Genomic DNA, 25,998 nt, shown 5'->3' with positions numbered 1-25,998 from the left:
AAACGTAACGCAGTATCGGATGTATTTGAAGAGAGTGCGTTATTAAGATTATAGAGTAACAAAAAAGGCCTCCGGTTGGAGGCCTTTTGTATAAGGAGTTTTAATAAGTTACAGTGGTTAACCTTTAGGCTTTCGCCTCAGAGGCAGACTCTTCATTTTCAGAAGAGCTATCACCGCTCTTATTTTTGGTTTCTTTATCCGTGGTGGATTCATCACTGCTTTCGTCTCCATCAGCTTCAGACCAATCAAAAACAAGACCATCGCGCGACTTGTTCATCTTGATTTTAATACTTGATCCTTCCGGATGATCTGCTTCAAGGAGATCCTCTGCCAGTGGTTCTTCCACATATTTCTGGATGGCTCGTTTCAATGGACGCGCCCCATATTTCTGGTCAAAGCCTTTGTCGCTGAGGAAGTCTTTTGCTCCCTGCGTCACTTCAATCTCATATCCAAGCTCTCTGATACGCTCGAAAAGGTCGTCAGACAGCAAGTCGATGATTTGGAAGATGTCTTCTTTTTCCAGTGCACGGAAGGTGATGACATCGTCAATACGATTGAGAAACTCAGGATTGAAGACCTTTTTGAGAGCATCCTGAATTGTGGACTTCATCTTTTCATAATCCAGGTTACTGTCTCCTGACCCAAAGCCAATACCCTGGCCAAGATTTCGAATATCGCGGGCACCAATATTGGAAGTCATGATGATGATGGTGTTACGGAAATCGACCTTTCGTCCAAGGCTGTCCGTAAGGATTCCATCATCCAATACCTGCAACAGAATGTTGAAGACATCGGGGTGGGCTTTCTCTATTTCATCCAGCAGTACGACGCTGTATGGTTTGCGTCGAACTTTTTCGGTAAGCATACCACCTTCTTCGTAGCCAACATAGCCCGGAGGTGCACCAACCAGTCGTGAAACGGAGAATTTCTCCATATACTCACTCATGTCGATGCGGATAAGGGCATCTTCTTTGTCGAAAAGATATTCTGCGAGCACTTTGGCCATTTCCGTTTTACCAACACCTGTTGGACCCAGAAAAATAAATGAACCAATCGGTCGCGTGGGATCTTTAAGTCCGGCGCGGGTACGTTTGATGGCTTTTGTCAGTTTGACAATAGCTTCGTTTTGGCCAATAATCTGTTTGGAAAGTTCTTCCTGCATCTTAACCAGCTTCTTGCTTTCGCTCTGGTTAATTTTGCTGACTGGAACGCCGCTCATCATACCTACAACCTGGGCTACATCATCTTCCTCAACGTCGTAGATAATTTCTTCGGATTCCTTTTCCCATTTCTTCTGTTCTTGCTCCAGCTCTTCGGTCAGGCGCTTCTCCTTATCACGAAGTCGGGCGGCCTCTTCGAAGCGCTGTTTTTTGACCATTCCATTCTTCTCTTTGCTGGTCTCTTCAATCTCTTCTTCGAGATCAATGATATGCTGAGGAACGTGAATGTTCGAGAGATGAACACGCGCACCAGCTTCATCCAGTGCGTCAATAGCCTTATCCGGCAGAAAATGATCCGTCACATAGCGATCCGTAAGTTTAACGCAAGCTTCGATTGCGTCGTCGGAATAGGCAACGCTGTGGTGTTTCTCGTATTTATCCTTTATTTGAGTAAGGATTTCAGTGGTTTCTTCCGGCGTAGTGGGATCAACCATAATTTTTTGGAACCGACGTTCCAGGGCGCCATCCTTTTCAATATGCTGGCGATACTCGTTGAGCGTGGTTGCCCCAATGGCTTGAACTTCGCCACGAGCCAGGGCCGGTTTCAACATGTTGGAGGCATCTAATGAGCCACTGGCACCACCAGCGCCTACAATAGTATGTAACTCGTCGATAAACAGAATGACGTTCTCTGTTTTCTCGAGCTCGCCCATGACGGCTTTCATACGTTCTTCAAACTGCCCGCGATATTTTGTGCCTGCAACCAGGGCTGCAAGATCCAGAGCAATGACCCGCTTGTCATAAAGGACGCGTGATACCTTGCGCTCTACAATGCGCGATGCCAGTCCTTCGGCGATTGCTGTTTTACCTACTCCAGGCTCACCGATTAAAACAGGGTTATTCTTTTTACGTCGGCTAAGGACCTGGGCAACACGTTCAATTTCTTTTTCCCGACCGATGATAGGATCGAGTTTACCTTCTTCGGACATTTGGGTAAGATCGCGTCCGAAGTTATCGAGTACCGGTGTTTTTGATTTTTCCATTTTCTTTTCTCGTGAGCTTCCGGATGATTTTGAGCCTTTAGATGAAGAGGAAAGGCTGGCAGAAACCGAGCGTGAATCCTGACGGTCTTCATCCGGGGATTTTCCTGATATAATAAGATCCAGTTCTTCGCGAACGGCATCGTACGACACATTGAATTGCTGCAATATTTGAGCGGCGATATTTTCATCATCGCGCAAAAGGGAAAGCAGCAGATGCTCCGTGCCAATAGTATCACTTTTGTATAGTTTCGCTTCCAGGTACGTAATTCGAAGTACTTTTTCGGCCTGCTTGGTAAGCGGGATGTTGCCAACTTTCACCGAACCACCGGTACCCCGAACCGTATCTTCTACAGTTTTCTTTAGCTTGAAAAGATCACAATTCAAGTTTTTGAGAATTTTAACCGCAACGCCTTCGCCCAGACGTACAATTCCTAATATTAGATGCTCTGTGCCGATATAATCATGACCTAATCGCAGCGCTTCTTCGCGGCTGAATTGGATGACATCTCGAACTTTGCTTGAGAAATTACCCTCCATAAAAATGAATCTTCTTAGGTGTTTGGGGTTATCTTCAATCGGTAAAACGAGTGAGTCGTAAATTTAGTTCATATTTATTATCGAAAGTAGTACTGGCATTATGCAAAAGCAAACAAAATCGGCGAATTAACCTGATAGAAGTTAGAACTCTTTGATGATACCGATTTAAAACCGATGCCTGATAGTAATATACAGGGATGTAAATTTATAAGAAAAGGATATCTGCTTTTAGCGACCGTTAAAACAGAGCAGAACCTGTCATCTCTTCTGGCTTAGACAGCCCCATTAGCTTGAGCAGAGTAGGGGCTACATCTGCGAGGATACCATCGCGAAGGGTCTGTGCCTGGGGTTCATTTAAAATTAGGGCAGGAACTAAAGCCGATGTGTGCGCGGTATGAGGATTGCCTTGTTCATCAAATAGTTTGTCAGCATTGCCATGATCGGCAATAATGAGAATTTTATATCCATGTTCTGTAGCAGTCTCTACGGTTCTTTGAAGCTGCTCATCAACGGCTTCAACGGCTTTAATGGCTGCTTGTAAATCACCGGTGTGACCGACCATATCCGCGTTGGCATAATTGAGCACACACAGCTGATATTGTTCGGTCTCCAGCTGTTCGCATAGTGCATCGGTTACTTTGGAGGCACTCATCTCTGGCTGAAGGTCATAAGTAGCCACCTTTGGACTTGGGATGAGGATACGCTCTTCGCCCTCGAAAGGTGTTTCTTCCCCTCCGTTGAAAAAGTAAGTGACATGCGGATACTTCTCGGTCTCTGCAATACGGAGCTGCGGCAGGTTATGACTGCTTACTACCTCACCCAGCGTATTATGAAGTTTAAGGGGAGGGTAGACGACATTGACATCAAAGTTTTCATCGTAAGCGGTGAAGGTAGTGTAATGCAGATTAAGCTCTGGTTCTACATTAAATTCACTAAAATCATCTTCCGTAAGCGCCCGGGTAATCTGCCGCGCCCGATCTCCACGTATGTTATAAAAGATGACGACGTCACCTTCCTGGATGCGGGAGTCGGATGATTGATCAATAAGCTTAGGCTTGATGAACTCGTCCGTTATGTCTTCGTTATAAGAAGATTGCAGTGCTTCTGCTGGGGTGTCAAAGGGTTCGCCCTGGCCATGCACTAACAGATCGTATGCTAGTTTCGTACGCTCCCAGCGATTATCGCGATCCATAGCATAGTAACGACCTACAATGGAAGCAATTTTGCCGGTACCAATCTCTTCGGCTTGCTGTTCAAATTCCCGAACATATTCAATTCCCCCATTTGGATCGGTATCACGTCCATCGGTAAAAGCATGAACATAGGTATTGGGGATACCTGACTTTTTCATGAGCTTCAGCAGGGCAAAAAGGTGGTTGTTGTGGCTATGCACGCCGCCATCGGAGAAAAGCCCCAGGATATGGACACGCCCATTTTCTTTGGCTTTATCTACCGCTGTTGTGAGGACGTCGTTCTCGAAGAACGAGCCGTCCTCGATAGAAGTGTTCACCCTGGTCAATTCTTGAGGTACAATGCGCCCGGCCCCAATATTAAGGTGGCCAACTTCAGAATTGCCAAACTGGCCATCAGGTAACCCTACCTGTTGCCCACTGGCTGTAAGCTTAGAATGCGGATGCTGCTCAAAAAGTGAATCGATAAAGGGTTTGTTTGCTTTATCAATGGCGCTGGCCTCAGGGTTTTCAGCCAACCCATAGCCATCCAATATAATAAGAAGTGCTTTCGAAGTTGAGTTGGCCAAAATAAAAGAAACGTTTTATTTAGAGGTTGTTCAGATGCTTAGCAAGCTTTGACTTTCTGCGGGCCGCAAAGTTTTTGTGAATGAGTCCTTTGCCCGCTAACTTATCCAAGTAAGCCGTAGCTTCTCTGACCGCTTCCTGAGCTTCCTCTTTGTCAGTCGTTTCAAGAGCTTCGTTGACCAGCGTTTTCATTTTTGAACGCTGTGGTTGATTGTGTTTGCGTCGTTTTTCGTTCTGACGAACGCGCTTTATTGCTGATTTATGTTGTGGCATAGATTTATAAAAAGTTTCTTAACAGTTCTTTAAATTAATTTGTATCATCTCTTCGCCATTTCAGAAAGAGCCCAAAGTTAAAATTTCTGGAATTGTTAAACAAGAAATCATTGAAAAATTAATAAAAGAAGGGTAAATTAGGAGACTTTCCATTATGATCACAGTGATCGATGGACCGGCCGGTTCAGGAAAAAGTTCAACTGCGCGGGCCGTAGCCGATAAATTAAAGATAGAATATCTCGATTCGGGAGCGCTTTATAGAACGGCGACACTGCTTTATTTGCAGGCAGCGTGCGATGAAGCGCAGTTCTTTCAGTTGTTGAATAAGATAAAGGTTACGTTTAGCTATTACGATCAGCAGTTTCATGTAAAAGTGAACGATGATGCGGTAACAGATCAGCTCCGTACCCCCAAAGTAGCGCAAAATGTAAGTCACGTTGCAGCTATGCCTCGTGTGCGTGCATTTATTAATGATTTAATGCGCGAAGCTGTGGCCAATGGTGTATATATAGCTGAGGGCCGAGATCTGGGAACGGCCGTGTTTCCGAATGCTGATTTAAAGTTTTTTATGAAAGCAGCACTCGAAGAGCGGGCTCGCCGACGGTATAAAGAACGAAAGCCGGACAATCCTGAGCTTACACTCGACGAAGTAAAGCAAAATATTGAGCAGCGTGACCATAAAGATTCAAATCGTGAGGCTGATCCGCTCCAAAAAGCGGACGATGCCATCGAGATCGATACGACCCATTTGAGTTTCGAACAACAGGTCGAAAAAATTTGTTCACATATCAGCGATCAGATCGAAAGCTGATTTTTAAACTATAACATATAACTCTAATCCCATTCTGGGTATCCGGGATGCGGTAATTTTAACTAAAAGTAAATAATGACAGACGAACTAAAACAAGAACCACAACAAGACGAAACAGAAGATCAAGCAGTAACAAATGAAGCTGAAGAAACTGCTGTAGATACTGTTACGGAAGACGAAGTGCGTGTAGCTCCGGAAGAAGACAAAATTGCCACATTTACCGGCGAAGCGGACGAAGATGAAACCTACACCTATGAAGAACTGCAGGCAGCATCCGAGGATTATACGGATGAGGAGTTCCATCAGCTTGCAGATATGTATGAAGATACCCTCAATGAGATTGAGGAAAAAGAAATTGTAACGGGTCGTGTTGTTTCCGTTGACGAAGATTATGTAATTGTAGATATCGGATTTAAATCCGAAGGAATTGTACAGGCAAATGAATTTCCGAATGAAGTACTTGAAGATCTTGCGCCTGGCGATGAAGTAGATGTTTTCCTTGATCAGGTTGAAGATCAGGAAGGCCAGTTAATTCTGTCTCGTCGTAAAGCCGACATCCTGCATGCCTGGGAGACTATTGAACGGGCCTCAGAAACCGGCGAAATTATTGAGGGATATATTAAGCGACGCATTAAAGGCGGTATGGTTGCCGATATTATGGGCATTGATGCATTCCTGCCCGGCTCTCAGATTGATGTACGTCCTGTGCGCGACTTTGATGCCTATGTCGGTAAGACGATGGAGTTTCAGGTTGTAAAACTCAATATGCATGCCGAGAACGTTGTTGTCTCGCACCGTGCGCTTATTGAGTCTGACCTTGAAGAGCAGCGCGAAGAGATCCTTGCTACCATTGAAGAAGGCCAGGTACTCGAAGGTATTGTCAAGAATATTACCGACTTCGGTGTATTTATTGATCTTGGAGGCGTTGACGGTCTCTTGCACATTACGGACCTCTCTTGGGGACGTGTGGAGCATCCGGATGAAATTGTTTCGCTTGATCAGCGACTTAATGTGGCTGTTATCGACTTTGATGAAGACACCAAGCGTGTTTCTCTGGGACTTAAGCAGCTGCAACCGCATCCATGGGATGAAATCGACCTCAAGTATCCTGAAAATATTCAGGTTCAGGGCCGCGTAGTTTCAATAGCGGATTACGGTGCCTTTATTGAGCTCGAAAAAGGTGTTGAAGGCTTGATCCACATTAGTGAAATGTCGTGGACACAGCATATCAAGCACCCATCGCAGCTGGTAAGCAAAGATGATATTATTGACTGTGTTGTACTTAATGTGAACGAGCCGGAGAAGAAAATCTCCCTCGGTGTTAAGCAGCTTGAGAAAGATCCCTGGGAAGATATCGACAAGCGTTATCCTGTGGGATCCAAGCATACGGGAACCGTTCGCAACCTCACCAACTTCGGTGTGTTTGTTGAACTCGAGCCCGGCATCGACGGACTTATCCACATTTCTGACCTGAGCTGGACTGAAAAGGTTAACCACCCGAATGAAATCATCGATAAGGATGAAGAGATCGAAGTGGTTATTCTGGCGATCGACTTTGAAAATCGTCGTATTACGCTTGGTCATAAGCAAATCGAGGAAAATCCTTGGGAAGAGTTCGCTGAAGAATACAGTGGAACCAACCAGGTTGAAGGTGAGGTTGTAAATACCACCGATAAGGGGGTATTTGTCAAATTGCCTCATAACCTCGAAGGCTTTATTCCTGCCAGCAAAACGGAAGCGGATGGAGAACCCGCCGACAACTTTGCTGAAGGTGATAGCGTGAAAGCGTATGTTATTGAACTGGATGAAACGAATAAAAACATTACGCTCAGTCAGCGCGAGCAAGATGTGAAGAAGGCGACTAAATCTTCAGGCAAGAAAAGCCGTTCTCAGAAAAAAGATTCTGCACCTCAAACCGGTACACCTACTTTAGGTGAGATGTCGGGTCTTGCAGATCTTAAAGAGCAGATGGCTGCCAAAGAAAAATCGGAGGCTGCGCAGAATTTAGAAGCAGCGGAAGATGAAGAGGAAGAAGCCGGAGACGAGCAAGAGTAATTGCTTGGGTAGGTTTACTACAAAAAAATAGAAAGGCTCAGCGTTTAAGACGCTGAGCCTTTTTTATGTTAAATTATTTTTGTCTTCCTATATGTAGAAAAAGACAGTGTTAAGGTCAGGCTTCTTACTGCTTCTGATGGTCTTTTCATTATTCTGGTTAATTTTTAGTGCCAGATCTATTGCTGAATTCAATTCAGCTTCAGATTTACAGGATACTTCAAGGGCTTTGCCACCTTCCGTTAGTTTTTGGAGGGCAGTGGCGAGGGATTTACGCTCTTTTTTGGGCATTTGGTTTATGTGGGGTTGGGGTTCAATTGCCATGGATACCTCAGCTTTAGTTAAGGTTTATGAACCAGATATATATTTATTATAGGATTATATAAGACTTGGTACTTAAGGTAATGCCTGTTGTATGATTAGGCTCTAATGATATTTCTTGAGGTTCTATAGCCTGTATATAACCTTGATGTAATTATATAGCTAAGTAATAAACTAATGGAATAACATTCAAATTATTTAGTTATTAACTAATCTTTAAGCTCTTGTTGAGTAAAATGCCAGTAAAAAGGGAAAGGAGGGAAGGTAATTTAAGGTGTTCAGAAAGGTAAATAATGAACTGACGCCTTGAGTCTGATACTCATGACAAGTACAAGGTTGCGCCAGTTCATCATCTGTTTGGCTAACAATAATATACAGATTATGGTACTTGCACGGTTGACATGATTTTGTCGATGAGATCTTCAGAGGTAATATTTTCGGCTTCGGCTTCGAATGTTGGGATAACGCGATGTCGAAGAACATCCATGGCAATAGTCCGGACATCTTCAGGAGTTACATATGGCCGATGTTCCATAAAGGCATGAGCCCGTGAGGCAAGATTAAGGTTAATGGAAGCGCGGGGGGAAGCACCAAAGTTAATCAGGTCAGAAAGATCTTCGAGGTTGTATTTTTCGGGATCTCGTGTGGCAAAAACCAAATCAATAATGTATTGTTCAACCTTTTCATCTACATAAATTTCATCTACGACCTCGCGTGCTTCCAGTACTTTTTCGGTCGTAATAACAGGTTTCAGCTCTTGCTTGTCGGCCGTTTTAGCCATGCGGCGCATAATCTCAAGCTCTTCGCTTTCGCTGGGATAGTCAATTTTAATTTTTAGCATAAAGCGGTCTACCTGTGCTTCCGGAAGAGGGTAGGTTCCTTCCTGCTCAACGGGGTTCTGGGTAGCCAGCGTCAGGAAGGGCTTATCAAGAGGGTAGGTGGTGTCACCGATGGTAACCTGCTTCTCCTGCATGGCTTCTAAGAGGGCACTTTGTACTTTGGCAGGAGAACGGTTGATTTCGTCAGCAAGAATGATGTTGGCAAAAATAGGCCCTTTTTTTACCGTGAATTCCGCTTCTTTTTGATTGTAGATGAGCGTACCGATAAGGTCGGCCGGCAACAGATCCGGCGTAAACTGGAGACGCTGAAATTTTGTATTAATAACTTTGGCCAGAGATGAGACGGTAAGGGTTTTTGCCAATCCGGGGACTCCCTCCAGGAGAACGTGCCCGTCGGCCAGCAGGCCCACCAGCAGGCGGTTGATCATATACTTTTGGCCTACGATCACTTTATCTAATTCGGTATAAATATCTTCAATAAATGCACTGGATTGCTGAATTTTTTCTCCCAGCGCCTGCATATCTACGGACGTTGAAGTGTTAGCCATGACAAAAATGGTTGTTGAATTTAGAATTTGGTTGTGTAATAGCTATTTTCTGCTCGAAAATATAAACGGCGAAAGTTAACAAATGGAAATCATAGATTCTTTTTTATTAGGACTTATTCAGGGTTTAACCGAATTTTTACCAATAAGCAGTTCAGGTCACCTTGTCCTGGGGGAAGCCTTATTGGGAGGAAAGCTTGATAAAAATATTACGTTCGAAGTGGTTGTTCATTTCGGCACCTTATGTAGTATTCTGGTGTATTATCATAAAAAAATTAAGGAGATCCTCAGTTCATTATGGGGCTTGGTTAGACATCCCGGCGAATTTTCTGAGCGGACGGCCCATGATACTAACATAAAACTCAGTGGATTTATTTTGTTGAGTATGATTCCCGCCCTGATCGTTGGACTCACCATGAAGGAAACAATAGAGAACATCTTTCTCAACCCCTTTATGGTCTCCATCATGCTTTTGGTTACCGGCGCCATTCTTTATTTGACCAAATTCAGGGATTATTTTCCGAACAGTATGAATGCTTCACGGGCCTTTGGTATAGGATTAGCTCAGGCATTTGCCATCCTTCCGGGCATCAGCCGATCAGGATCTACGATATCACTGGGGCTTTATTTAGGGATAGAACGTCAAGAGGTGGCCAACTTTTCTTTCCTGATGGTTATTCCCGTTATAGCTGGAGCTATGCTATTGGAAATTAAAGATATGATTGAGATGGGTATTCAAATACAGGCCCTCTGGAATTTAATAATAGGCTTTTTAGTCTCTTTTATATCCGGATATTATGCCCTTAAATATTTGATTATCATGTTGCAAAGCAAGGGTATTCACCCCTTTGCATGGTACTGCTGGATATTAGGTACAATAGGTATAATTTATTTTTACTAATCGGCGGCGCTGGACATCAAGATTTAACATCTAAAAGTAGAATTCGAGTTGATGCCGTTTCCAAATTTATCTACCTTTGAAGCCACAATAAAAAATTGGATAACATGATTACATACTCCTTTATTTTTCTGGCTGTATTAGCCGTTGCCACCGCCTTGGGTTTGGTAATAAGTAAAAATACGGTTAACAGTGCTCTGTTTTTGGTATTAAATATGGTGTCGCTATCCGGGGTCTACCTACTGTTGCAGGCACAATTCCTGGCGATCATCCAAATATTGGTATATGCCGGGGCCATCATGGTTCTGTTCCTGTTTGTAATTATGTTGTTGAATATTGATGAAGAAGAGAGCCTGTTTAACAAGTTTCGTATCAAATATTTTGTCGCCTTTCTGTTGGGAGTAGGAATTTTTGCCCAGCTGATATATAGTATCGGCAGCTTCTCTGATACATTACCCGTCGTGTCTGCACAAATGGCCGAAGCCGGAACGGTTGAAGCTATCGGGGATGTCCTTTATACAAAGTATTCACTGCCTTTTCATATAATCGCTATGCTTCTGACTGCTGCCGTGAATGGGGCCCTACTGGTAGCACAGCATAAAACTAAGCCTCTCACTGAAGAAAATGATTAGTATAGATTGGTATTTAGCACTTAGTGCAATTTTATTTTGTATCGGAATCGTGGGTGTGCTCATCCGTAAAAATGCAATTGTCATTTTTATGTGTGTAGAGTTGATGCTCAACGCTGTAAATCTGAGCCTTGTTTCTTTTAGTAGTCACTATGGCAATGTGGATGGGCAAATTTTAGTATTCTTTTCGCTGGCTATTGCTGCAGCAGAAGCTGTAGTAGGGCTCGCTATTATTATTGCCATTTTCCGAAATAACTTCTCAGTCGACATTACTCAAATTAACCTCCTCCGATGGTAGGAATTGAACCGCAAGGGGTGCGGTATTTGGCCGGCAGGTGATGATGGGTGTTCGTTATGCTCAACAAAGATGGATGGTCTGCTAATTTAGAAACTAACTAAATTAAAAAATCCACAAATTAGAGTATGGCTGGACCTTTACCTTCACTCACTTTTTTGTATCTTTGCCACTTGAGAATTTTCCCCTAAAGCTCGGGGTGATGAACTGCTTTCGGGCCGGATATTTTGTAAGGATAAAACACTGAAAAATCTGTTAAATGGATTCTGTAACAACGCTTACAAGTTTGATTATTGTCCTGCCGCTGGTGGGTTTTCTTATTAATGGCCTTTTGGGATTGCGTTCCAACACATTCCGTGAGAAGAAGAGCCTGATTGGGACGATCGCCAACCTTTCGGTCTTTATTCCATTTGTTATAGCTGTTTACTTCTTCCTTAACATGGGCCAAGAGTCCGCTGCTATATCGGCCGAGCTTTTCCGATGGATAGAAGTTGGTTCTTTTAGTGTGGATATTGCTTATCAAATTGATCAGCTTTCCATCCTTATGACGCTGGTCGTTACCGGGGTTGGGTTCTTGATTCATCTCTACTCCATTGGCTATATGTGGCATGATGATGGATATTGGAAGTTCTTTGCATACCTCAATCTTTTTATTTTTGCCATGCTGAACCTGGTGCTGGCAGATAATCTGCTGCTGCTTTTCCTTGGGTGGGAGGGCGTCGGCCTCTGTTCGTATCTGTTGATTGGCTTTTGGTACACTGATATGGATAAGTCGGATGCGGCCAAAAAAGCTTTTCTTTACAACAGGGTGGGGGACTTTGCTTTCCTGATAGCCATGTTTATGACCTTTCAACATGTGGGTAGTCTCGATTTTAGTGCTATCCTAAGCAGTCTGGATGCTATTCCTGCTGACGACAAGTTTTGGATTGGTTTGCTTATGTTTATTGGTGCTACTGGTAAGAGTGCACAGATTCCGCTTTTTGTATGGCTGCCGGATGCGATGGCTGGTCCCACTTCTGTTTCGGCACTTATTCACGCAGCAACGATGGTTACATCCGGCATTTATTTGATTTCAAGAATGTCTCCGATGTTCGTCATGTCGCCAGAGATTATGATGATTATCGCTGCTATTGGTGCTCTGACGGCTATTGTCGCGGCAACCATTGCCATTACACAAAACGATATTAAAGGAGTACTCGCCTATTCCACCGTGTCGCAGTTGGGCTATATGTTCTTAGCTTTGGGCTCTGGCGCCTTCACGGCCGCGATGTTTCATGTAGTAACACATGCATTTTTCAAGGCTTGTCTCTTCTTGGGATCTGGTTCCGTCATTCATGCGATGGAGCACGTTGAGCACGGCCTCCATGACGAGGGTAAAGATGTGCATTTTGATCCACAGGACATGCGGTTCATGGGTGGACTCAAAGAGTATATGCCCTCTACCTATAAAACTTTTTTAATTGCCACCGTCGCTATTGCTGGAATTCCTCCGCTGGCAGGCTTTTTCTCCAAAGATGAAATTTTAGCGTTTGCCTTTAATGCCGGTCTGGGCGAGTTCGCTGGTTCACTTTACTTTTTGCTCTGGGGAGTGGGAATGATTACCGCCTTCTTAACAGCTTTCTATATGTTCAGGCTCATCTTTGGGACATTCAATGGCAAGTTTAAGCTGCCAGAAAAGATTCAGGAAGCCAAGGGGGCGGAGAAGTATCTGCACGAAAGCCCCAAGACGATGACCATCCCATTGTGGACGCTTGGAGGACTTTCAATCGTCGGTGGGTTTTTGGGCGTACCCAATTTTTTACTGTCAACCTTTACGCACCAGGAAGAGCATATAAATCTGCTCCATAACTGGCTCCATACTATCACGGCTGATTATGGCCTCGTATTATCCCACGCCACAGAATGGATTTTGCTTTTTATTTCGGTAGCAGTTGCAGTTGTAGGTCTCTATGCAGCATATCGAATGTATGGGGATGGCGCAACGGAAGAGTCGGATACCAAGCTTGCTGGACGCTTTGGAGGACTTTATCAAACCTGGAAAGAGAAATACAGCCTCGATGAGTTTTACGAAGGGTTGGTTGTTAATCCACTGGTACGCTTCTCGGATAAGGGGCTGGCCAAATTTGATATGAAAATTGTAGATGGTATTGTCAACACTGTTGGCGGAGTTGTGCGTTTGTTTGGAAGTGTCTTCCGTTATATTCAAACAGGTGTTGCCAGTAGCTACGCCTTAGCACTCGTCGTCGGTGTTCTCATCGTTTTAAGTATGTTGATCCTGTAAATTACCTTTAAAGATGCAGTTACTTTTAAATATTTGTATTTATTTACCGCTTGTGGGCATCGCCGGAATTCTGGTGGCCCGAAACGACAAGGCTACAAAATGGATTAGCCTGCTTGCAACAAGTGCTACTTTTTTGTTGTCATTACCTCTGTTATTTAATTTTGATATCGCTGCCTCGGGTACAGCCCAGTATTTAACTGAAACGGCACCGCTTATTGGTGGTATGGATATCAAGTATCTGATTGGTCTCGATGGACTCAGCCTACTTCTTTTCATGTTGACCACCCTGATGGGACCCATCGTTATTCTTTCTTCCTGGGATTCGATTAAGAAGCATTTGGCAGGATACTATTCCATGCTTCTGTTGTTACAAACGGCCTCGATGGGCGTTTTTGCCTCTCTTGATCTGATTGTTTTCTATGTATTTTTCGAGTTATCACTCATCCCCATGTACTTCCTGATTGGTATTTGGGGCGGTAAAAATCGTATCCATGCAACCGTTAAGTTCTTTATCTATACCCTGGTAGGGTCGCTCATTATGCTGGTTGGACTGATATACTTAGGATATGATGCCGGCTCCGTGATGGAAGGTGTTAGCTTTAGTACCGACTGGCGTTTTCTTTCCGGTACTGAATATACCATTGGATTAGTGGAACAAACCTATTTATTTGCTGCTTTTGCATTGGCCTTCTGTATTAAAGTACCGCTTTTCCCATTCCATACCTGGTTGCCATACGCTCACACGGAAGCGCCTACAGCCGGATCTGTGGTGCTGGCAGCCATTATGTTGAAGATGGGTACTTATGGACTTCTCCGTGTGTGTTTACCCGTATTTCCGAATGCTTTCGCTGCCTTTGCTCCTTATATGGCAGCATTAGCCGTAATCGGTATTATCTATGGCGCTTTGGTTGCGATGGTTCAGAAAGATGTTAAAAAACTGGTGGCCTATTCCTCGGTTAGTCACTTGGGTTTTGTTGTACTGGGCTTATTTGCGGTAAATGTGATTGGTGTGCAGGGAGCATTAATCCAGATGGTAAATCACGGCTTGTCAACGGGAGCCCTCTTCCTGATTGTTGGAATGATTTATGACCGCCGCCATACGCGTATGATTGAGGATTTTGGGGGCATTGCCAAAGTAGTGCCAATTTTTGCGGTCATGTTTATGATTGCTACGCTGGCGTCAATTGGGTTGCCCGGATTAAACGGATTTATAGGTGAGTTCTTGATTCTAAACGGGGCTTTTAACTCAAGCGTCATACCACAGAATGCTTTTGCAGTCTTTGCTGCGCTCGGGGTTATTCTTGCAGCGGTTTATATGCTCTGGATGTATCAGCGTGTGATGTTTGGACCGTTAAAGCATAAAGTGAATGAAAAATTACAAGATCTTAATGCCCGTGAAATCGGCATCCTGGTCCCACTTATCATCTTTATGGTTTGGATTGGTATACGTCCCGTTGACTTTACCCGGTATTCCGAAGCACAGGTTAATGAACTGATTGAACAGTCTCAGCAAAAACGAATTGCGGTACAACAAGCGGCTCACAAGGAGGAACTTCCCGGATGGGCTTCTACATTGTATGATGTTACTAATGAATTGGCATCTAAATCCCAAAACAAGTAACGCCATGGCTGAACCACTTTCGACAGACAAGATTGAAGAAGCATTAGCAGATCTTACGAACTGGAGTCATGAAGACGACAAAATAACCAAGGAATTTACTTTCGATAATTTCCGTGATGCTATCGGTTTTATTACCCGCATCTCTTTTGAGGCGGAAGAGCAAGTTCATCATCCGGAAATTTTTAACGTCTATAATACGGTAACCATCTCACTGAGCACACATGATGCTGGCGGAAAGGTTACTGAGAAAGACGTTGCACTTGCAAAAACCATCGAGTCACTGTATAACAACTAATTTGCATGAATTATTTATTCGACCTTAACGCTTTTTTGCCCGGTGTTATCGCAGGCGTTGCCGGACTTATTGCCCTTTTAATTGATTCCTACAAGAATGATCATGACGGAATTTATGGGTTAACCGTAGTATCATTAATTGCGGCCTTGGGTCTGTCGATTATTGATATGTTTGGTCCGGTAGGAGAGGCTTGGTCCGGCATGATCACCTATGGCGGGGTTTCTGCTTTTGGTAACACGGTTGTCCTATTAGGAGCTCTTTTCTGTGTACTTATTTCCCGAGAGTACCTTAAGGCCATTGAGCATGAGTTTGGAGAAGTCTATGCCATGGTGCTTATCGCAACCTCGGGGATGTTAGCGCTGGCCAGTGCTAATAACCTGATCATGATTTTTGTAGGCCTAGAGACAATGTCTATTTGTTTGTATGTACTGGCGGGACTTATCAAGGAACATAAAATTGGGGCAGAGGCAGCTCTAAAATATTTTCTACTGGGCGCCTTTTCTACCGGCTTTTTGCTCTACGGTATGGCTTTACTTTATGGTGCTACAGGATCGCTAAGTATTCCTGAAATCGCACAGAATGCAAGTTCAAACCTGTTGTTTATAGCTGGTGCAGGGCTGTTGCTGGTTGGCTTCTTCTTTAAGGTTTCAGCAGTTCCATTCCATATGTGGACCCCCGATGTTTATCAGGGTACGCCCACAACGCTGACAGCATACATGGCAACGGCATCAAAATCAGCGACCTTTGTTGCCCTGATTTTAATAGTTTCAAAGATGCTTCCCGCAGAAACAGCCGAATGGTCGGAAGTACTGGAAGTCATTGCAATTATTACGATGATCCTGGGGAATATCATCGCACTTGTACAAGATAATATTAAACGAATGCTGGCTTATTCCAGTATTGCCCATGCCGGTTACCTATTGGTTGGACTCGCAGCAGGCACCCCGGAAGGCTACAGCGCAGTGCTCTTTTACCTGTTGGCCTATACAATAATGAATGTTGGAGCTTTCGGAATAGTGGCTTACTACGAGCGCCAACAGGGGTTGGACTTTACTGACGTCAATAACTATGCAGGCCTTGGATTCAAGCGCCCAATTATGGGAGTCATGCTTTCCATTTTCTTATTTTCTCTGGCAGGAATCCCCCCCTTGGTGGGCTTTTTTGGAAAGTACCTCGTATTTGCTGCCGCCATTAATGCGGATATGATAGCCCTTGCTGTCATCGGGGTCTTAGCCAGTGCCGCCAGTGTCTATTATTACTTGCGCCCCATGGTTTATATGTACTTCCGGGAGCCGCACAAGGATGTTCCTTTTGTGCAGGCTGGCATTACCTTTAAGGGTACACTGATTGTACTTACCATTCTTACGATCTATTTTGGTGTGGCATTTGGAGGACTGCACGATCTCCTCGCCTCATATTATTCCGGGGATTGGGTCACACATCTGACTGGCAATTAAGGGGATGGAATCAAACCAAGCTTAAGCCAAAAGCAAGAAAGTTTTAGCGGGGTTTTACCCAAATAGAGCTCCTTATTCCGTGTGTCTTTACCTCCCTAACATAATTCAGAAAACCTATTATTGTATTTGGGTTTAAAAAGCACTATTTTTGCGAGCCCTGCTAACGAGTGAAAGTCACGACGTTGGCTGTTCCAAAATGGAAACAACCAAAGGAAATTTATACAAATGAGTAGAAACTATTACGAGTTAACGTATATTATCAATCCCGTACTTGAAGATGACGAGTACGAAGGGGTTGTGAACAAATTCACCGAGCTTATCCGAGATAACGGTGGAGAAATTGATGAAATAGATGAATGGGGTATCCGTAAGTTTGAGCATGAAATGGACGATAAGTCCAGCGGCTACTATGTGAACGCCTATTTTAACGCGCCAGGTGAGCTCATCGAGAAGTTAGAGCGAGCTCTTAGAATTAGCGATTACGTACTTCGCTATCTTACCCTCAAGTATGATGCTAAAATGTTACGGCATCGTGACCTTCAACGCAAAAATGAGGTACCTGCGGTCTTTGTTGACGAAGACGAGGAAGGTGAGGAAGAAGACGAAGATTAACCCATTTCTATAAAACCAACGACTTTTTATTATGATTAAGAATCCATCGCACCCAAAGAAGGGCCAGATTAAAACCCGTAAATGCAAGTTTACAGAATCTGGCATTGAGTATATTGATTATAAAGATACCGAACTGTTAGAGCGGTTTATGAACGATCAGGGAAAAATTTTGCCCCGCCGTGTAACAGGGACAAGTGCCAAATATCAGCGCCAGCTTTCTCGTGCCATTAAGCGAGCTCGCTTTTTAGGGCTGATTCCATATGTAGCAGAAAACCTTCGATAAAAATATTTCCTATTTCCATGGCTAATAAATACATGAAGTTAATCTTACGAGAAGATGTAAATAAGCTCGGTGATGCCGGCGATATGGTCGAAGTCAGAGCCGGATATGGCCGTAACTACTTGATTCCCCAAGGGAAAGCCATGATGGCTACTGAAGGGGCGCTGAAGCAGTTAGAGCGAATGAAAGAAAAAGCTGAACGCCGTGCTGAATTAACAATTGAGGCCGCCCAGGATATGGCGGAGCGTTTGGAGACCACATCGGTAACTATTTCAGTTTCTGTAGGTGAAGACGAACGTATCCACGGTTCTGTAACCAACCAAGATGTTGCAGATGCCCTTGATGAACGAGATATTACAATAGATAAGCGTAAGATTTCGTTAGACCAAGACATCAAAACGTTAGGCGAATACACTGCAACCATTAATCTCGTTGGTGAGATTAAGCCACAAATTAAAGTTTGGGTGGTTAAGCAGTAACACGCTGTTTTGTTTTAACCTAAACTTTCTGGCATGAAAAAAGTTATCAAGCCTATAATGGGGATCATCATGGTGATGTTATCCCCATTTTTTATTCAGGCACAGGCCCAAATGTTGGATCCGGTGTCTTACACCATCATGGAAGCTCCCGAACAGGTAAAAGCGGGAGAGATCTTTGAAGTACAGATTCAAGCGACGATCGATGGTAAGTGGCATCTGTATTCGGTCGCTAATGATCCGGATGCCGGTCCCTATCCCACACAGTTTTCCTCTGCCAATCCAAAGATGGCTGTAGCTGGAGAAGTCGGGGAGTCAGAGCCAGCCATTGAGATGGATCCCAATTTTAATGCAGAGCTGGGATGGCATACTAAAGAAGCTACCTTTACCATACCGGTGGCATTCCGGCCCGAAGTAGAAGGGAGTACAATGATAGACCTGGAAGTCTTGTACCAGGTCTGTGATGACAAATCCTGCCTGCCTCCCAAGACCAAGTCCATTACACAATCAATTTCTGTAAGCGGTGTTGCCGCTGATCCCTACCAGGGTTTTAGCGAACAAGAATCCTCACAGCAGAGTGAGGGAGATGCTGCTATAGGCTTAAATAATACACCCACAGCCCAGGAGGATACCTCAACCGATGGAGCCGAAATTTCTGCCTCTGGTTCCGGCTATGGTAATGATGGTATCTTTTCCTTCCTCTGGATTGCTTTGACGGCTGGCTTTGCCGCGCTGTTAACCCCGTGCGTATTCCCGATGATTCCACTCACTGTTTCCTTCTTCACCAAGCAGAAAGAGGGAGAGGGGAAGCGAGCCGTGGGACAGGCCCTTGGCTTTGGTGCTGCTATTGTAGCAACCTTTACCATTTTGGGCGCTTTGTTAGCTCTGCTGATAGGAGCCTCAGGCGCTAACAAGTTTGCCGCCAATCCGTGGGTCAATTTGTTCATTGCTCTTGTTCTTGTGGTGTTTGCGGTCAGCCTGTTGGGAGCCTTCGAACTACGGTTGCCCTACCAGCTTACGAACTGGCTGAACAAGAAGAGCGATGAAAGTTCAGGAGGCATTGGCATCTTGTTTATGGCGTTGACCATCAGCGCGGTCTCTTTTTCCTGTACAGCTCCTTTTGTAGGGGGTGTCTTAGCTGCTACAGCCGGCGGCGAATGGTTTTATCCCATTATTGGAATGGCGGGCTTTTCAGCAGCCTTTTCCAGTCCGTTTGTTCTATTTGCACTCTTCCCACGATGGCTCGAGTCGCTGCCACAAAGTGGCTCGTGGATGAATATTGTAAAAGTTTTACTGGGATTTATCGAATTAGCTGCAGCATTTAAGTTTTTATCAAACGCAGACTTAGTATGGCAATGGGGACTTATTTCACGACCTTTTACAATTGCTGCGTGGATCGCCATATTTTTGGTTGCCGGGCTATATGTTTTGGGCACGTTTGCAATCTCGCACGAATCGAAGCCCGATAGTATAGGCACTGGACGCGTTATGCTCTCTCTTCCATTTCTGCTTTTCAGCTTTTATCTGATTCCCGGATTACTTGGAGCTTCTCTCGGAATTTGGGATTCCTGGCTGCCTCCGAAGCAAGCCACTGATGTTAGCGTAGTACAAACGCTCGCACAGCAAGCGCCGGGCAATAACGGAAGCAGTGAGTCAGAATCTTGGTCAAGTAATTATCAAACATCCCTTGAAGAGGCTAAAAAAGAAAATAAAGCTGTATTTATTGACTTCACAGGTTATACGTGTACAAACTGCCGGGCCATGGAAACCAACGTGTTTCCGCTAGAGCCAATCCAAAAACGATTTGCAAAAATGGAGCAAGTGCGTTTATATACAGATGATGGAATTGAAGGCCCAAAAAACCAACAATTTCAATTTGAATTGACGGGCACTGTGGCTCTACCTACATATGTGATTGTAGATCCAAGAACGGAACAAGTTGTGGAACAACTGGTAGGGTATGCGGATAAAAAAGAATTCCAACAATTTCTGGATTCAGGTCTCCAACGATTTGAATCCAGGGTCAATGAATTTCAAACGGGCATGAAATGATGGGTGGTTTATTTAGCAAAATGTGCTGGAAGGGTAAAATTTATAAAATATGTTTCCTTCCTTTGACATTTTAAATAAATTAATCTATAATTTTCCATCTTTGTGAGCCCATTTATAACAGATAACTAATATAATTTAACTGGAGTAATCGTATGATAACGTCAATAACTCTCTTTTTCCTTCAAGCAGGAGCAGACCAAGGATTTTTTAATATAATTGTCGAAAAATTTAATGAAGGTAACGAGGGTGGGTTCATGTGGCCAGTCCTTGTCGCTCTTATTCTTGGTTTAGCTATCTTCCTGGAGCGTATAATTACCTTAAACTTAGCTGATATCGATACTCGAAAATTTGTCGTTGACGTTCAGGAAGCACTGGATGAAGGTGGCGTACCTGCAGCACGGCAATTGTGTGCGGAAACACGAGGCCCCGTTGCTTCTGTTTTTCAGGCAGGCTTAATGCGTGTGGATGAAGGCATTGAGGCCGCAGAAAAAGCCATATCAGCCTATGGTTCTATCGAAATGAGTTTTCTGGAACGAGGGCTCGTCTGGCTATCGCTCTTTATTGCTATTGCCCCGCTGCTCGGATTCCTCGGTACCGTAGTTGGTATGATTCAGGCTTTCGATGCCATTGAGCAAGCTGGCGATATTTCTCCTACACTGGTAGCCGGTGGTATTAAAGTAGCTCTCTTGACGACAGCAGGTGGCCTTCTCGCGGGTATTATTCTGCAGATCGGTTATAACTACTGCGTGTCTAAAATTGATCGTATTATTTCCGAAATGGAAGAAAGTTCCATTACGCTCATCGATTCTATTGTTATGCTTAAGGATGGGAAGCAAGTAGCGCCAGAAACTCCTAATGAAGAGTAAATTAACCTCTTATTAAATTCTAATTCTTAATTCATTATTATGATTGTAACTATAGCAATAGGATTAGGCTTGGGGTTAATCGGACTTGGTATTATAGGAATGCTGATTTCTGGTATCCAAAGCCTTATAAAAGGTAAACAAGACGTTAAAAAGATTGTGACCATGTTGGTGCCCTTTGCCGTGTTTGCAGTAGCATACGGTGTTTTTGGGGATGTCACCCAAGCCGGAGTGGCAACCATGATCTTTATGATCGCAGCGATGATCTTACTGGTCTTTTTAACCGGCTTGAGAGGAACGTTTAATTTATAACACTTAGGTGGTAAATTTATGTTTAATAAAAATAGACAGCGTGAGGACCCCGAAGTAGGGGGCGCGGGAATGGCGGATATCGCCTTTCTGCTGCTGATTTTCTTTCTGCTGGTTACGACGATTGATGTTGATACAGGTATCGGTTTGCAATTGCCGCCTGCACCTGAGGAAAATCAGGACCCACCACCCATTAAAGAGCGTAATTTGCTCAACATTCTTGTGAATGTTCAGGGTTTGGTTATGATTGATGATGAGCCAACGCCAATATCCGAAGTAAAGCAGACGATTAAAGATTTTGTAACCAACAGGGGACAGGATCCTAATCTTTCTGATTCGCCGGATAAAGCGATTGTTTCTATTAAAACTCAGCGCCAGACACCCTATAAAACATATATCAATATGTTGGATGAGGTGATGGGAGCATATGCTGAACTTCGTAATCAGGCATCACAGTCTGAATTTGGAGTTCCCTACAGTCAACTTGAGGATGAAGGGGAACGCCAGCAGCAGGTGCAGGATATTTATCCCAAGAAAATTTCAATCGCAGAACCAGACGAGGGATAAGGTTTAATTATGGCACATTTTGAAAAAAAATCTGCTAAGACAAGTCAGGACGTACCGACATCGGCCATGCCTGATGTAGTCTTTATGTTGCTCATCTTTTTTATGGTGACGACGGTATTGCGTGAGGTTAATTTGCAAGTCCAGATTAACTTCGCTCAGGCAGAAAATATTGAGAAAATTGAGCAAAAACGACTGATTAGTTATATCTACATTGGTCCTGAAAAACAGCAAGGCAACCAAACCGGTCCAACCCGCGTACAAATCGACGATGCTTTGATTGAAGATATTGGCGCGATTCGGAATCTTATGTATGATAAATACAAAGAGCAGCCTAAGCTTATTGTTTCTTTACGAGTCAATGATGAATCGGAGTTTGGCGTTGTCACAGACGTCCAGGAAGAACTTCGTGAAGCAGGTACGCTCAGGATCAATTACTCCACCAAGCAGGAGGTTAATAACTAAGCAGTATTATTTTAGAAATATATAACTTTCTATAAAAGGAAAAGGCAAGTACACTTTTGTGTACCTGCCTTTTTTATTATTGAATTAAATTATGGATAACGAATCTTTTAGGACAATACAATCATTGGGTCGCGGTGAACTTATTGAAGAGTTGATGGAGCAAGGCTCGGTCAGCCATGACTTTGTTGTACAGGGGCATGGCGATGATAGTGCCGTTGTAAAACCAACGGAAGGCTTACAGCTATTGAGCTCAGAGAGTTTTATGGAGGGGGTAGATTTCGACTTAACCTATGTGCCCCTGCATCATTTGGGATATAAAATTGCTACAGCTGCTGTAAGCGATATCTATGCAATGAATGGAACCCCTCAAACAGTACTGGTCAACCTTTCGGTACCCAATAAGTTATCCGTTGATATGCTGAAAGAAATTTACCGGGGGATAGGAGCAGCGGGTAAAGACTATGATATTCAGATTGTTGGGGGAGATCTCGCCGCTTCCCATCAGCTCTTGAACATTAGTATTAGTTGTTATGGGTCTGTTGCTGAAGAAAATGTGATTTATCGTAAAGGAGCTCAGCTTGGTGATGCCATTTGTATTACCGGTGATCTGGGAGGTGCAGCAGCAGGGTTACGAATTTTAATGCGTGAAAAACGGTTCTGGGAAGAACAGAATAAACAGCAAGCGTTTCAGCCAGATCTCGAGGACTATGAACAGGTTGTAAAACGCCAGTTAGTGCCCATAGCCAGAAAAGATTTTGTCGAACAATTAGCGGATGCTGATATTCTACCCACATCTATGATTGATTTAACTCAGGGTTTGCTAAGTGAAATTCGTAATATCAGCGAAGCCTCGGAGGTTGGAGCTTATTTCTATCAGGCCGCACTGCCTATAGCCCTTGAAACAAGGACGGTTGCTGATGAAATGAAAGAAGATGTTGATAAATATGCCCTATATGGGGGAGAGGATTATGAGCTTATGTTTACTTTGCCTGAGCAACAGGTAGAAACACTGGCCGATATTTTTAGTGACTTTACCGTCATAGGTAAAATTACTGAACAGGACGAAGGCATCCGGATGCAACAAGCAGAAGGGGGCGTCGCTGTCTTTGATGAAAGGGGAAACACTAAAGACTAAAATCAGCTCATCAAATGCACACTTAATGAAATATCTGCAGCAGTTAAAGCGTTAAAATAAATGTTAATTGTCTTGCCAGCGCCAGTTAAGGTTATGGTAACTGAAAGCTATTCTCAACTTAGCAATGAGTTTTAACTAAACCATTTATTATTCTTCTTATCTTATAAAAGTAAATTGAGGGTGCCATTACGCAGGCTTTAAATATTTACCGTATATTCCATAGATAAGATCAATCTGCTAACAATTTGTACATGCCGAAGAACGAAAACTTTTCCCCAAAACAATCGAATAAGAAAGGATCTTCCAAAGGGAAGGATGATAGTCCAAAGTTTCCGATTTGGATATATGTAGTTCTGCTGATGGCCCTGTTGGGCATCCAGGTATATTTTATGAATACCGAAAGTGGATCCCGTATTAAGTACAGTACTTTTTTGTCGTATGTAGAACAGGGCTATGTGAAGCAAATTACGATAAGAAACGGTAGTTACATCAGTGGCGAATACACCGAAAAGGCGGTCAAAGAAGGGATAGTAAAGCCTGCCGAAGAGGAAGAGCAATGGCAGTTTGGGAGCAGCCCTGAAACCAACCGGTTTTCTACAACGATGCTGGAAGGGGATGAGATTCGGCCAATACTTGACCGTAATGAGGTGACCTACGATGTGCAGATTGAAGAGGATTGGTTCAGCGGTATCCTGATATGGTTAATTCCTATCGGACTGGCCGTCATATTTTGGATTTTTATTTTCCGACGCATGAATCCCGGTCAGCAGGTTCTTAATATCGGTAAAAATAAAGCTTCGCTCTACGATAAACAGGCCAATAATGAAGTTTCATTTAAGGATGTAGCCGGTCTTGAAGAGGCTAAAGGAGAAGTAGAAGAAGTGGTAGAGTTTCTGAGAAATCCCCAGAAGTTTACCAAGCTTGGCGGTACCTTACCCAAAGGAGTGCTCCTGGTGGGCCCACCGGGCACTGGTAAGACATTACTGGCTAAAGCTACGGCGGGCGAAGCGGATGTGCCTTTCTTTAGCTTAAGCGGTTCTGATTTTGTAGAGATGTTTGTAGGAGTGGGGGCTGCCCGTGTACGAGATCTGTTTAAACAGGCCAAAGAAAAAGCGCCCTGTATTATCTTTATTGATGAAATTGATGCCATTGGGAGAAGCCGGGGTAAAGGAGCGATGATGGGATCAAACGATGAGCGGGAAAATACCCTCAATCAGCTTCTAAGTGAGATGGATGGCTTCAATACCGACAAGGGCGTCATCATCATGGCGGCAACCAACCGGCCTGACGTTTTGGATTCGGCACTGTTACGACCTGGTCGCTTTGATCGTCAGATATTGATCGATAAGCCGGATCTGAGAGGGCGTGTAGAAGTACTGAAGGTCCATGCCCGAAACTTAATCCTCTCCGATGATATTGATTTAAAGCTTCTGGCTTCCCAAACACCCGGCTTTGCCGGTGCGGAGTTGGCTAACCTCTGTAATGAGGCGGCATTGATGGCTGCGCGCAGAGGTAAGGAGAAAGTTGAGATGGAGGATTTCCAGGATTCTATTGAGCGGGTTATCGCCGGACTGGAGAAAAAAAATAAACTCATTAGTCCCAAAGAACGTGAAATAGTGGCCTACCATGAATCAGGTCATGCAATAGTTGGCTGGTATCTTGAACATACCGATCCGGTTCTAAAGGTGAGTATTGTACCCCGTGGACTTGCTGCACTGGGTTATACCCTCCAAACCCCACTTGAAGATCGCTTCCTGATGACCACAGAAGAGCTTAATGATAAAATTTGTGCTCTGTTAGGTGGAAGGATAGCAGAGGAGATCATCTTTGGACGTATTTCTACCGGTGCTCAGAATGATCTGGAGCGCATTACCAATATGGCCTTTGCTATGGTGGCAGAATACGGAATGAGTGATGAATTGGGGTATCTGTCGCTAAAAAATTCCAATAACCCGGAAAACAGTTATGGGTTTAATAAGAAATATTCCGAGCGAACGGCAGAGCGCATCGATGATGCAGTGAGTGATATTATCAAACACAATTATGAGAGAACCAAGGCTTTGTTGACCAAGCATAAAGATCAGCTTGAGAAAATGGCCAAGACGTTGTTGGATAAAGAAGTCATTGATCATAATGACTTAAAAGACCTTTTAGGGGCTCATCCCGAAGGGAAATATCCGGAAGGAATTTTTGATGACGAGGGTGATACGAATAAATCTAACGGTCATGATGAGGTCTCCGATGCTGAAATTTTGGAAGAAAGTTCGGATGATGAGCTAACCAAAAATACGTCTTCTGAAAAAGAGGAATGACATTGCTGCTTAGAAATAAGTGGCGAAATAGGTTTATCTTTTCGTGATAGCAGCCGTTTTCAGGTTGAACAGGTAGACGGCTATTTATTTAGGAGTTATATGCCCCAAATATCCCT

The 25,998-nt window shown here is 43.9% G+C and carries 24 protein-coding genes; 19 read left to right on the top strand and 5 right to left on the bottom strand.

Annotated features, from left to right (window positions below; translation table 11 throughout):
- Window positions 1-124 precede the first annotated feature (124 nt).
- The 3 genes from J6I44_RS16105 to rpsT form a co-directional block, all read right to left on the bottom strand.
- Window positions 125-2,740, bottom strand: a complete 2,616-nt coding sequence (locus J6I44_RS16105; protein ID WP_265767187.1) for an ATP-dependent Clp protease ATP-binding subunit — start codon at window positions 2,738-2,740, stop codon at window positions 125-127.
- Between the two features lie 238 nt (window positions 2,741-2,978).
- The gene (gene gpmI, locus J6I44_RS16100; RefSeq protein WP_265767186.1) at window positions 2,979-4,499 is read right to left on the bottom strand and encodes a 2,3-bisphosphoglycerate-independent phosphoglycerate mutase; all 1,521 of its coding nucleotides are present in this window, start codon (window positions 4,497-4,499) and stop codon (window positions 2,979-2,981) included.
- A 19-nt stretch (window positions 4,500-4,518) separates the two neighbouring features.
- The gene (gene rpsT, locus J6I44_RS16095) at window positions 4,519-4,770 is read right to left on the bottom strand and encodes a 30S ribosomal protein S20 (protein WP_265767185.1); all 252 of its coding nucleotides are present in this window, start codon (window positions 4,768-4,770) and stop codon (window positions 4,519-4,521) included.
- A gap of 154 nt (window positions 4,771-4,924) precedes the next feature.
- Between rpsT and cmk the strand changes: the two genes are divergently transcribed.
- Both cmk and rpsA read left to right on the top strand, forming a co-directional pair.
- Window positions 4,925-5,581, top strand: coding sequence for a (d)CMP kinase (gene cmk / locus J6I44_RS16090; RefSeq protein WP_265767184.1), 657 nt, complete (start codon window positions 4,925-4,927; stop codon window positions 5,579-5,581).
- Between the two features lie 75 nt (window positions 5,582-5,656).
- Window positions 5,657-7,636, top strand: coding sequence for a 30S ribosomal protein S1 (gene rpsA, locus J6I44_RS16085; RefSeq protein ID WP_265767183.1), 1,980 nt, complete (start codon window positions 5,657-5,659; stop codon window positions 7,634-7,636).
- An 87-nt stretch (window positions 7,637-7,723) separates the two neighbouring features.
- On the opposite strand, the gene J6I44_RS16080 is transcribed toward rpsA, so the two are convergent.
- Both J6I44_RS16080 and J6I44_RS16075 read right to left on the bottom strand, forming a co-directional pair.
- Window positions 7,724-7,957, bottom strand: coding sequence for a hypothetical protein (locus J6I44_RS16080; RefSeq protein ID WP_265767182.1), 234 nt, complete (start codon window positions 7,955-7,957; stop codon window positions 7,724-7,726).
- Window positions 7,958-8,333: 376 nt separating this feature from the next.
- Window positions 8,334-9,341: an AAA family ATPase gene (locus tag J6I44_RS16075; RefSeq protein ID WP_265767181.1), complete on the bottom strand. Its 1,008-nt coding sequence runs from the start codon at window positions 9,339-9,341 to the stop codon at window positions 8,334-8,336.
- Window positions 9,342-9,423: 82 nt separating this feature from the next.
- On the opposite strand from J6I44_RS16075, the gene J6I44_RS16070 reads away from it, so the two are divergent.
- From J6I44_RS16070 to ftsH, 17 genes are all read left to right on the top strand, one after another.
- Entirely contained in the window at window positions 9,424-10,239 is an 816-nt protein-coding gene (locus J6I44_RS16070) for an undecaprenyl-diphosphate phosphatase (RefSeq protein WP_265767180.1), read from the top strand.
- Window positions 10,240-10,343: 104 nt separating this feature from the next.
- Window positions 10,344-10,868, top strand: a complete 525-nt coding sequence (locus J6I44_RS16065; protein ID WP_265767179.1) for an NADH-quinone oxidoreductase subunit J family protein — start codon at window positions 10,344-10,346, stop codon at window positions 10,866-10,868.
- A complete protein-coding gene (gene nuoK / locus J6I44_RS16060; protein WP_265767178.1) occupies window positions 10,861-11,163 on the top strand; it encodes an NADH-quinone oxidoreductase subunit NuoK in 303 nt (100 codons plus the stop codon). The genes J6I44_RS16065 and nuoK overlap by 8 nt, the downstream gene beginning before the upstream one ends.
- A 256-nt stretch (window positions 11,164-11,419) precedes the next feature.
- Entirely contained in the window at window positions 11,420-13,441 is a 2,022-nt protein-coding gene (nuoL, locus tag J6I44_RS16055) for an NADH-quinone oxidoreductase subunit L (RefSeq protein WP_265767177.1), read from the top strand.
- Between the two features lie 13 nt (window positions 13,442-13,454).
- Window positions 13,455-15,062 (top strand): complex I subunit 4 family protein, encoded by a 1,608-nt coding sequence (locus J6I44_RS16050; RefSeq protein WP_265767176.1) that lies wholly within the window; start codon window positions 13,455-13,457, stop codon window positions 15,060-15,062.
- A gap of 4 nt (window positions 15,063-15,066) precedes the next feature.
- The gene (locus J6I44_RS16045) at window positions 15,067-15,357 is read left to right on the top strand and encodes a 4a-hydroxytetrahydrobiopterin dehydratase (protein WP_265767175.1); all 291 of its coding nucleotides are present in this window, start codon (window positions 15,067-15,069) and stop codon (window positions 15,355-15,357) included.
- Window positions 15,358-15,362: 5 nt separating this feature from the next.
- On the top strand, window positions 15,363-16,814 hold the full coding sequence (locus tag J6I44_RS16040) for an NADH-quinone oxidoreductase subunit N (RefSeq protein WP_265767174.1): 1,452 nt from the start codon (window positions 15,363-15,365) through the stop codon (window positions 16,812-16,814).
- Between the two features lie 225 nt (window positions 16,815-17,039).
- Window positions 17,040-17,426, top strand: coding sequence for a 30S ribosomal protein S6 (gene rpsF / locus J6I44_RS16035; protein ID WP_265767173.1), 387 nt, complete (start codon window positions 17,040-17,042; stop codon window positions 17,424-17,426).
- 31 nt (window positions 17,427-17,457) lie between these two features.
- Window positions 17,458-17,709 (top strand): 30S ribosomal protein S18, encoded by a 252-nt coding sequence (rpsR, locus tag J6I44_RS16030; RefSeq protein WP_265767172.1) that lies wholly within the window; start codon window positions 17,458-17,460, stop codon window positions 17,707-17,709.
- Between the two features lie 32 nt (window positions 17,710-17,741).
- Window positions 17,742-18,185: a 50S ribosomal protein L9 gene (gene rplI / locus J6I44_RS16025; RefSeq protein WP_265767171.1), complete on the top strand. Its 444-nt coding sequence runs from the start codon at window positions 17,742-17,744 to the stop codon at window positions 18,183-18,185.
- Window positions 18,186-18,218: 33 nt separating this feature from the next.
- The gene (locus tag J6I44_RS16020; protein ID WP_265767170.1) at window positions 18,219-20,234 is read left to right on the top strand and encodes a protein-disulfide reductase DsbD family protein; all 2,016 of its coding nucleotides are present in this window, start codon (window positions 18,219-18,221) and stop codon (window positions 20,232-20,234) included.
- A 152-nt stretch (window positions 20,235-20,386) separates the two neighbouring features.
- The gene (locus J6I44_RS16015; protein WP_265767169.1) at window positions 20,387-21,100 is read left to right on the top strand and encodes a MotA/TolQ/ExbB proton channel family protein; all 714 of its coding nucleotides are present in this window, start codon (window positions 20,387-20,389) and stop codon (window positions 21,098-21,100) included.
- Between the two features lie 39 nt (window positions 21,101-21,139).
- Window positions 21,140-21,409, top strand: coding sequence for a hypothetical protein (locus tag J6I44_RS16010; RefSeq protein WP_265767168.1), 270 nt, complete (start codon window positions 21,140-21,142; stop codon window positions 21,407-21,409).
- Window positions 21,410-21,427: 18 nt separating this feature from the next.
- Window positions 21,428-21,973 carry a biopolymer transporter ExbD gene (locus J6I44_RS16005; protein WP_265767167.1) on the top strand — a complete coding sequence of 182 codons (546 nt, stop codon included), beginning with the start codon at window positions 21,428-21,430 and terminating at the stop codon, window positions 21,971-21,973.
- A 9-nt stretch (window positions 21,974-21,982) separates the two neighbouring features.
- Window positions 21,983-22,435, top strand: a complete 453-nt coding sequence (locus J6I44_RS16000) for an ExbD/TolR family protein (protein ID WP_265767166.1) — start codon at window positions 21,983-21,985, stop codon at window positions 22,433-22,435.
- 91 nt (window positions 22,436-22,526) lie between these two features.
- Window positions 22,527-23,570, top strand: a complete 1,044-nt coding sequence (gene thiL, locus J6I44_RS15995; protein ID WP_265767165.1) for a thiamine-phosphate kinase — start codon at window positions 22,527-22,529, stop codon at window positions 23,568-23,570.
- 251 nt (window positions 23,571-23,821) lie between these two features.
- The gene (ftsH, locus tag J6I44_RS15990; protein ID WP_265767164.1) at window positions 23,822-25,882 is read left to right on the top strand and encodes an ATP-dependent zinc metalloprotease FtsH; all 2,061 of its coding nucleotides are present in this window, start codon (window positions 23,822-23,824) and stop codon (window positions 25,880-25,882) included.
- Window positions 25,883-25,998: the final 116 nt, after the last annotated feature.

The organism is Fodinibius salsisoli (assembly GCF_026229185.1).
GTDB lineage: Bacteria > Bacteroidota > Rhodothermia > Balneolales > Balneolaceae > Fodinibius > Fodinibius salsisoli.
Note: the sequence above shows the minus strand (reverse complement) of the source record. Positions and strands in the feature narration are given on the sequence as shown.

What these genes read in the sequence shown, in the direction of transcription:
- J6I44_RS16105 (WP_265767187.1), bottom strand. Translation starts at nt 2,740, where the DNA reads ATGGAGGGTAATTTCTCAAGCAAAGTTCGAGATGTCATCCAATTCAGC.
- rpsT (WP_265767185.1), bottom strand. Translation starts at nt 4,770, where the DNA reads ATGCCACAACATAAATCAGCAATAAAGCGCGTTCGTCAGAACGAAAAA.
- cmk (WP_265767184.1), top strand. Translation starts at nt 4,925, where the DNA reads ATGATCACAGTGATCGATGGACCGGCCGGTTCAGGAAAAAGTTCAACT.
- rpsA (WP_265767183.1), top strand. Translation starts at nt 5,657, where the DNA reads ATGACAGACGAACTAAAACAAGAACCACAACAAGACGAAACAGAAGAT.
- J6I44_RS16080 (WP_265767182.1), bottom strand. Translation starts at nt 7,957, where the DNA reads ATGGCAATTGAACCCCAACCCCACATAAACCAAATGCCCAAAAAAGAG.
- J6I44_RS16075 (WP_265767181.1), bottom strand. Translation starts at nt 9,341, where the DNA reads ATGGCTAACACTTCAACGTCCGTAGATATGCAGGCGCTGGGAGAAAAA.
- J6I44_RS16070 (WP_265767180.1), top strand. Translation starts at nt 9,424, where the DNA reads ATGGAAATCATAGATTCTTTTTTATTAGGACTTATTCAGGGTTTAACC.
- J6I44_RS16065 (WP_265767179.1), top strand. Translation starts at nt 10,344, where the DNA reads ATGATTACATACTCCTTTATTTTTCTGGCTGTATTAGCCGTTGCCACC.
- nuoK (WP_265767178.1), top strand. Translation starts at nt 10,861, where the DNA reads ATGATTAGTATAGATTGGTATTTAGCACTTAGTGCAATTTTATTTTGT.
- nuoL (WP_265767177.1), top strand. Translation starts at nt 11,420, where the DNA reads ATGGATTCTGTAACAACGCTTACAAGTTTGATTATTGTCCTGCCGCTG.
- J6I44_RS16050 (WP_265767176.1), top strand. Translation starts at nt 13,455, where the DNA reads ATGCAGTTACTTTTAAATATTTGTATTTATTTACCGCTTGTGGGCATC.
- J6I44_RS16045 (WP_265767175.1), top strand. Translation starts at nt 15,067, where the DNA reads ATGGCTGAACCACTTTCGACAGACAAGATTGAAGAAGCATTAGCAGAT.
- J6I44_RS16040 (WP_265767174.1), top strand. Translation starts at nt 15,363, where the DNA reads ATGAATTATTTATTCGACCTTAACGCTTTTTTGCCCGGTGTTATCGCA.
- rpsF (WP_265767173.1), top strand. Translation starts at nt 17,040, where the DNA reads ATGAGTAGAAACTATTACGAGTTAACGTATATTATCAATCCCGTACTT.
- rpsR (WP_265767172.1), top strand. Translation starts at nt 17,458, where the DNA reads ATGATTAAGAATCCATCGCACCCAAAGAAGGGCCAGATTAAAACCCGT.
- rplI (WP_265767171.1), top strand. Translation starts at nt 17,742, where the DNA reads ATGAAGTTAATCTTACGAGAAGATGTAAATAAGCTCGGTGATGCCGGC.
- J6I44_RS16020 (WP_265767170.1), top strand. Translation starts at nt 18,219, where the DNA reads ATGAAAAAAGTTATCAAGCCTATAATGGGGATCATCATGGTGATGTTA.
- J6I44_RS16015 (WP_265767169.1), top strand. Translation starts at nt 20,387, where the DNA reads ATGATAACGTCAATAACTCTCTTTTTCCTTCAAGCAGGAGCAGACCAA.
- J6I44_RS16010 (WP_265767168.1), top strand. Translation starts at nt 21,140, where the DNA reads ATGATTGTAACTATAGCAATAGGATTAGGCTTGGGGTTAATCGGACTT.
- J6I44_RS16005 (WP_265767167.1), top strand. Translation starts at nt 21,428, where the DNA reads ATGTTTAATAAAAATAGACAGCGTGAGGACCCCGAAGTAGGGGGCGCG.
- J6I44_RS16000 (WP_265767166.1), top strand. Translation starts at nt 21,983, where the DNA reads ATGGCACATTTTGAAAAAAAATCTGCTAAGACAAGTCAGGACGTACCG.
- thiL (WP_265767165.1), top strand. Translation starts at nt 22,527, where the DNA reads ATGGATAACGAATCTTTTAGGACAATACAATCATTGGGTCGCGGTGAA.
- ftsH (WP_265767164.1), top strand. Translation starts at nt 23,822, where the DNA reads ATGCCGAAGAACGAAAACTTTTCCCCAAAACAATCGAATAAGAAAGGA.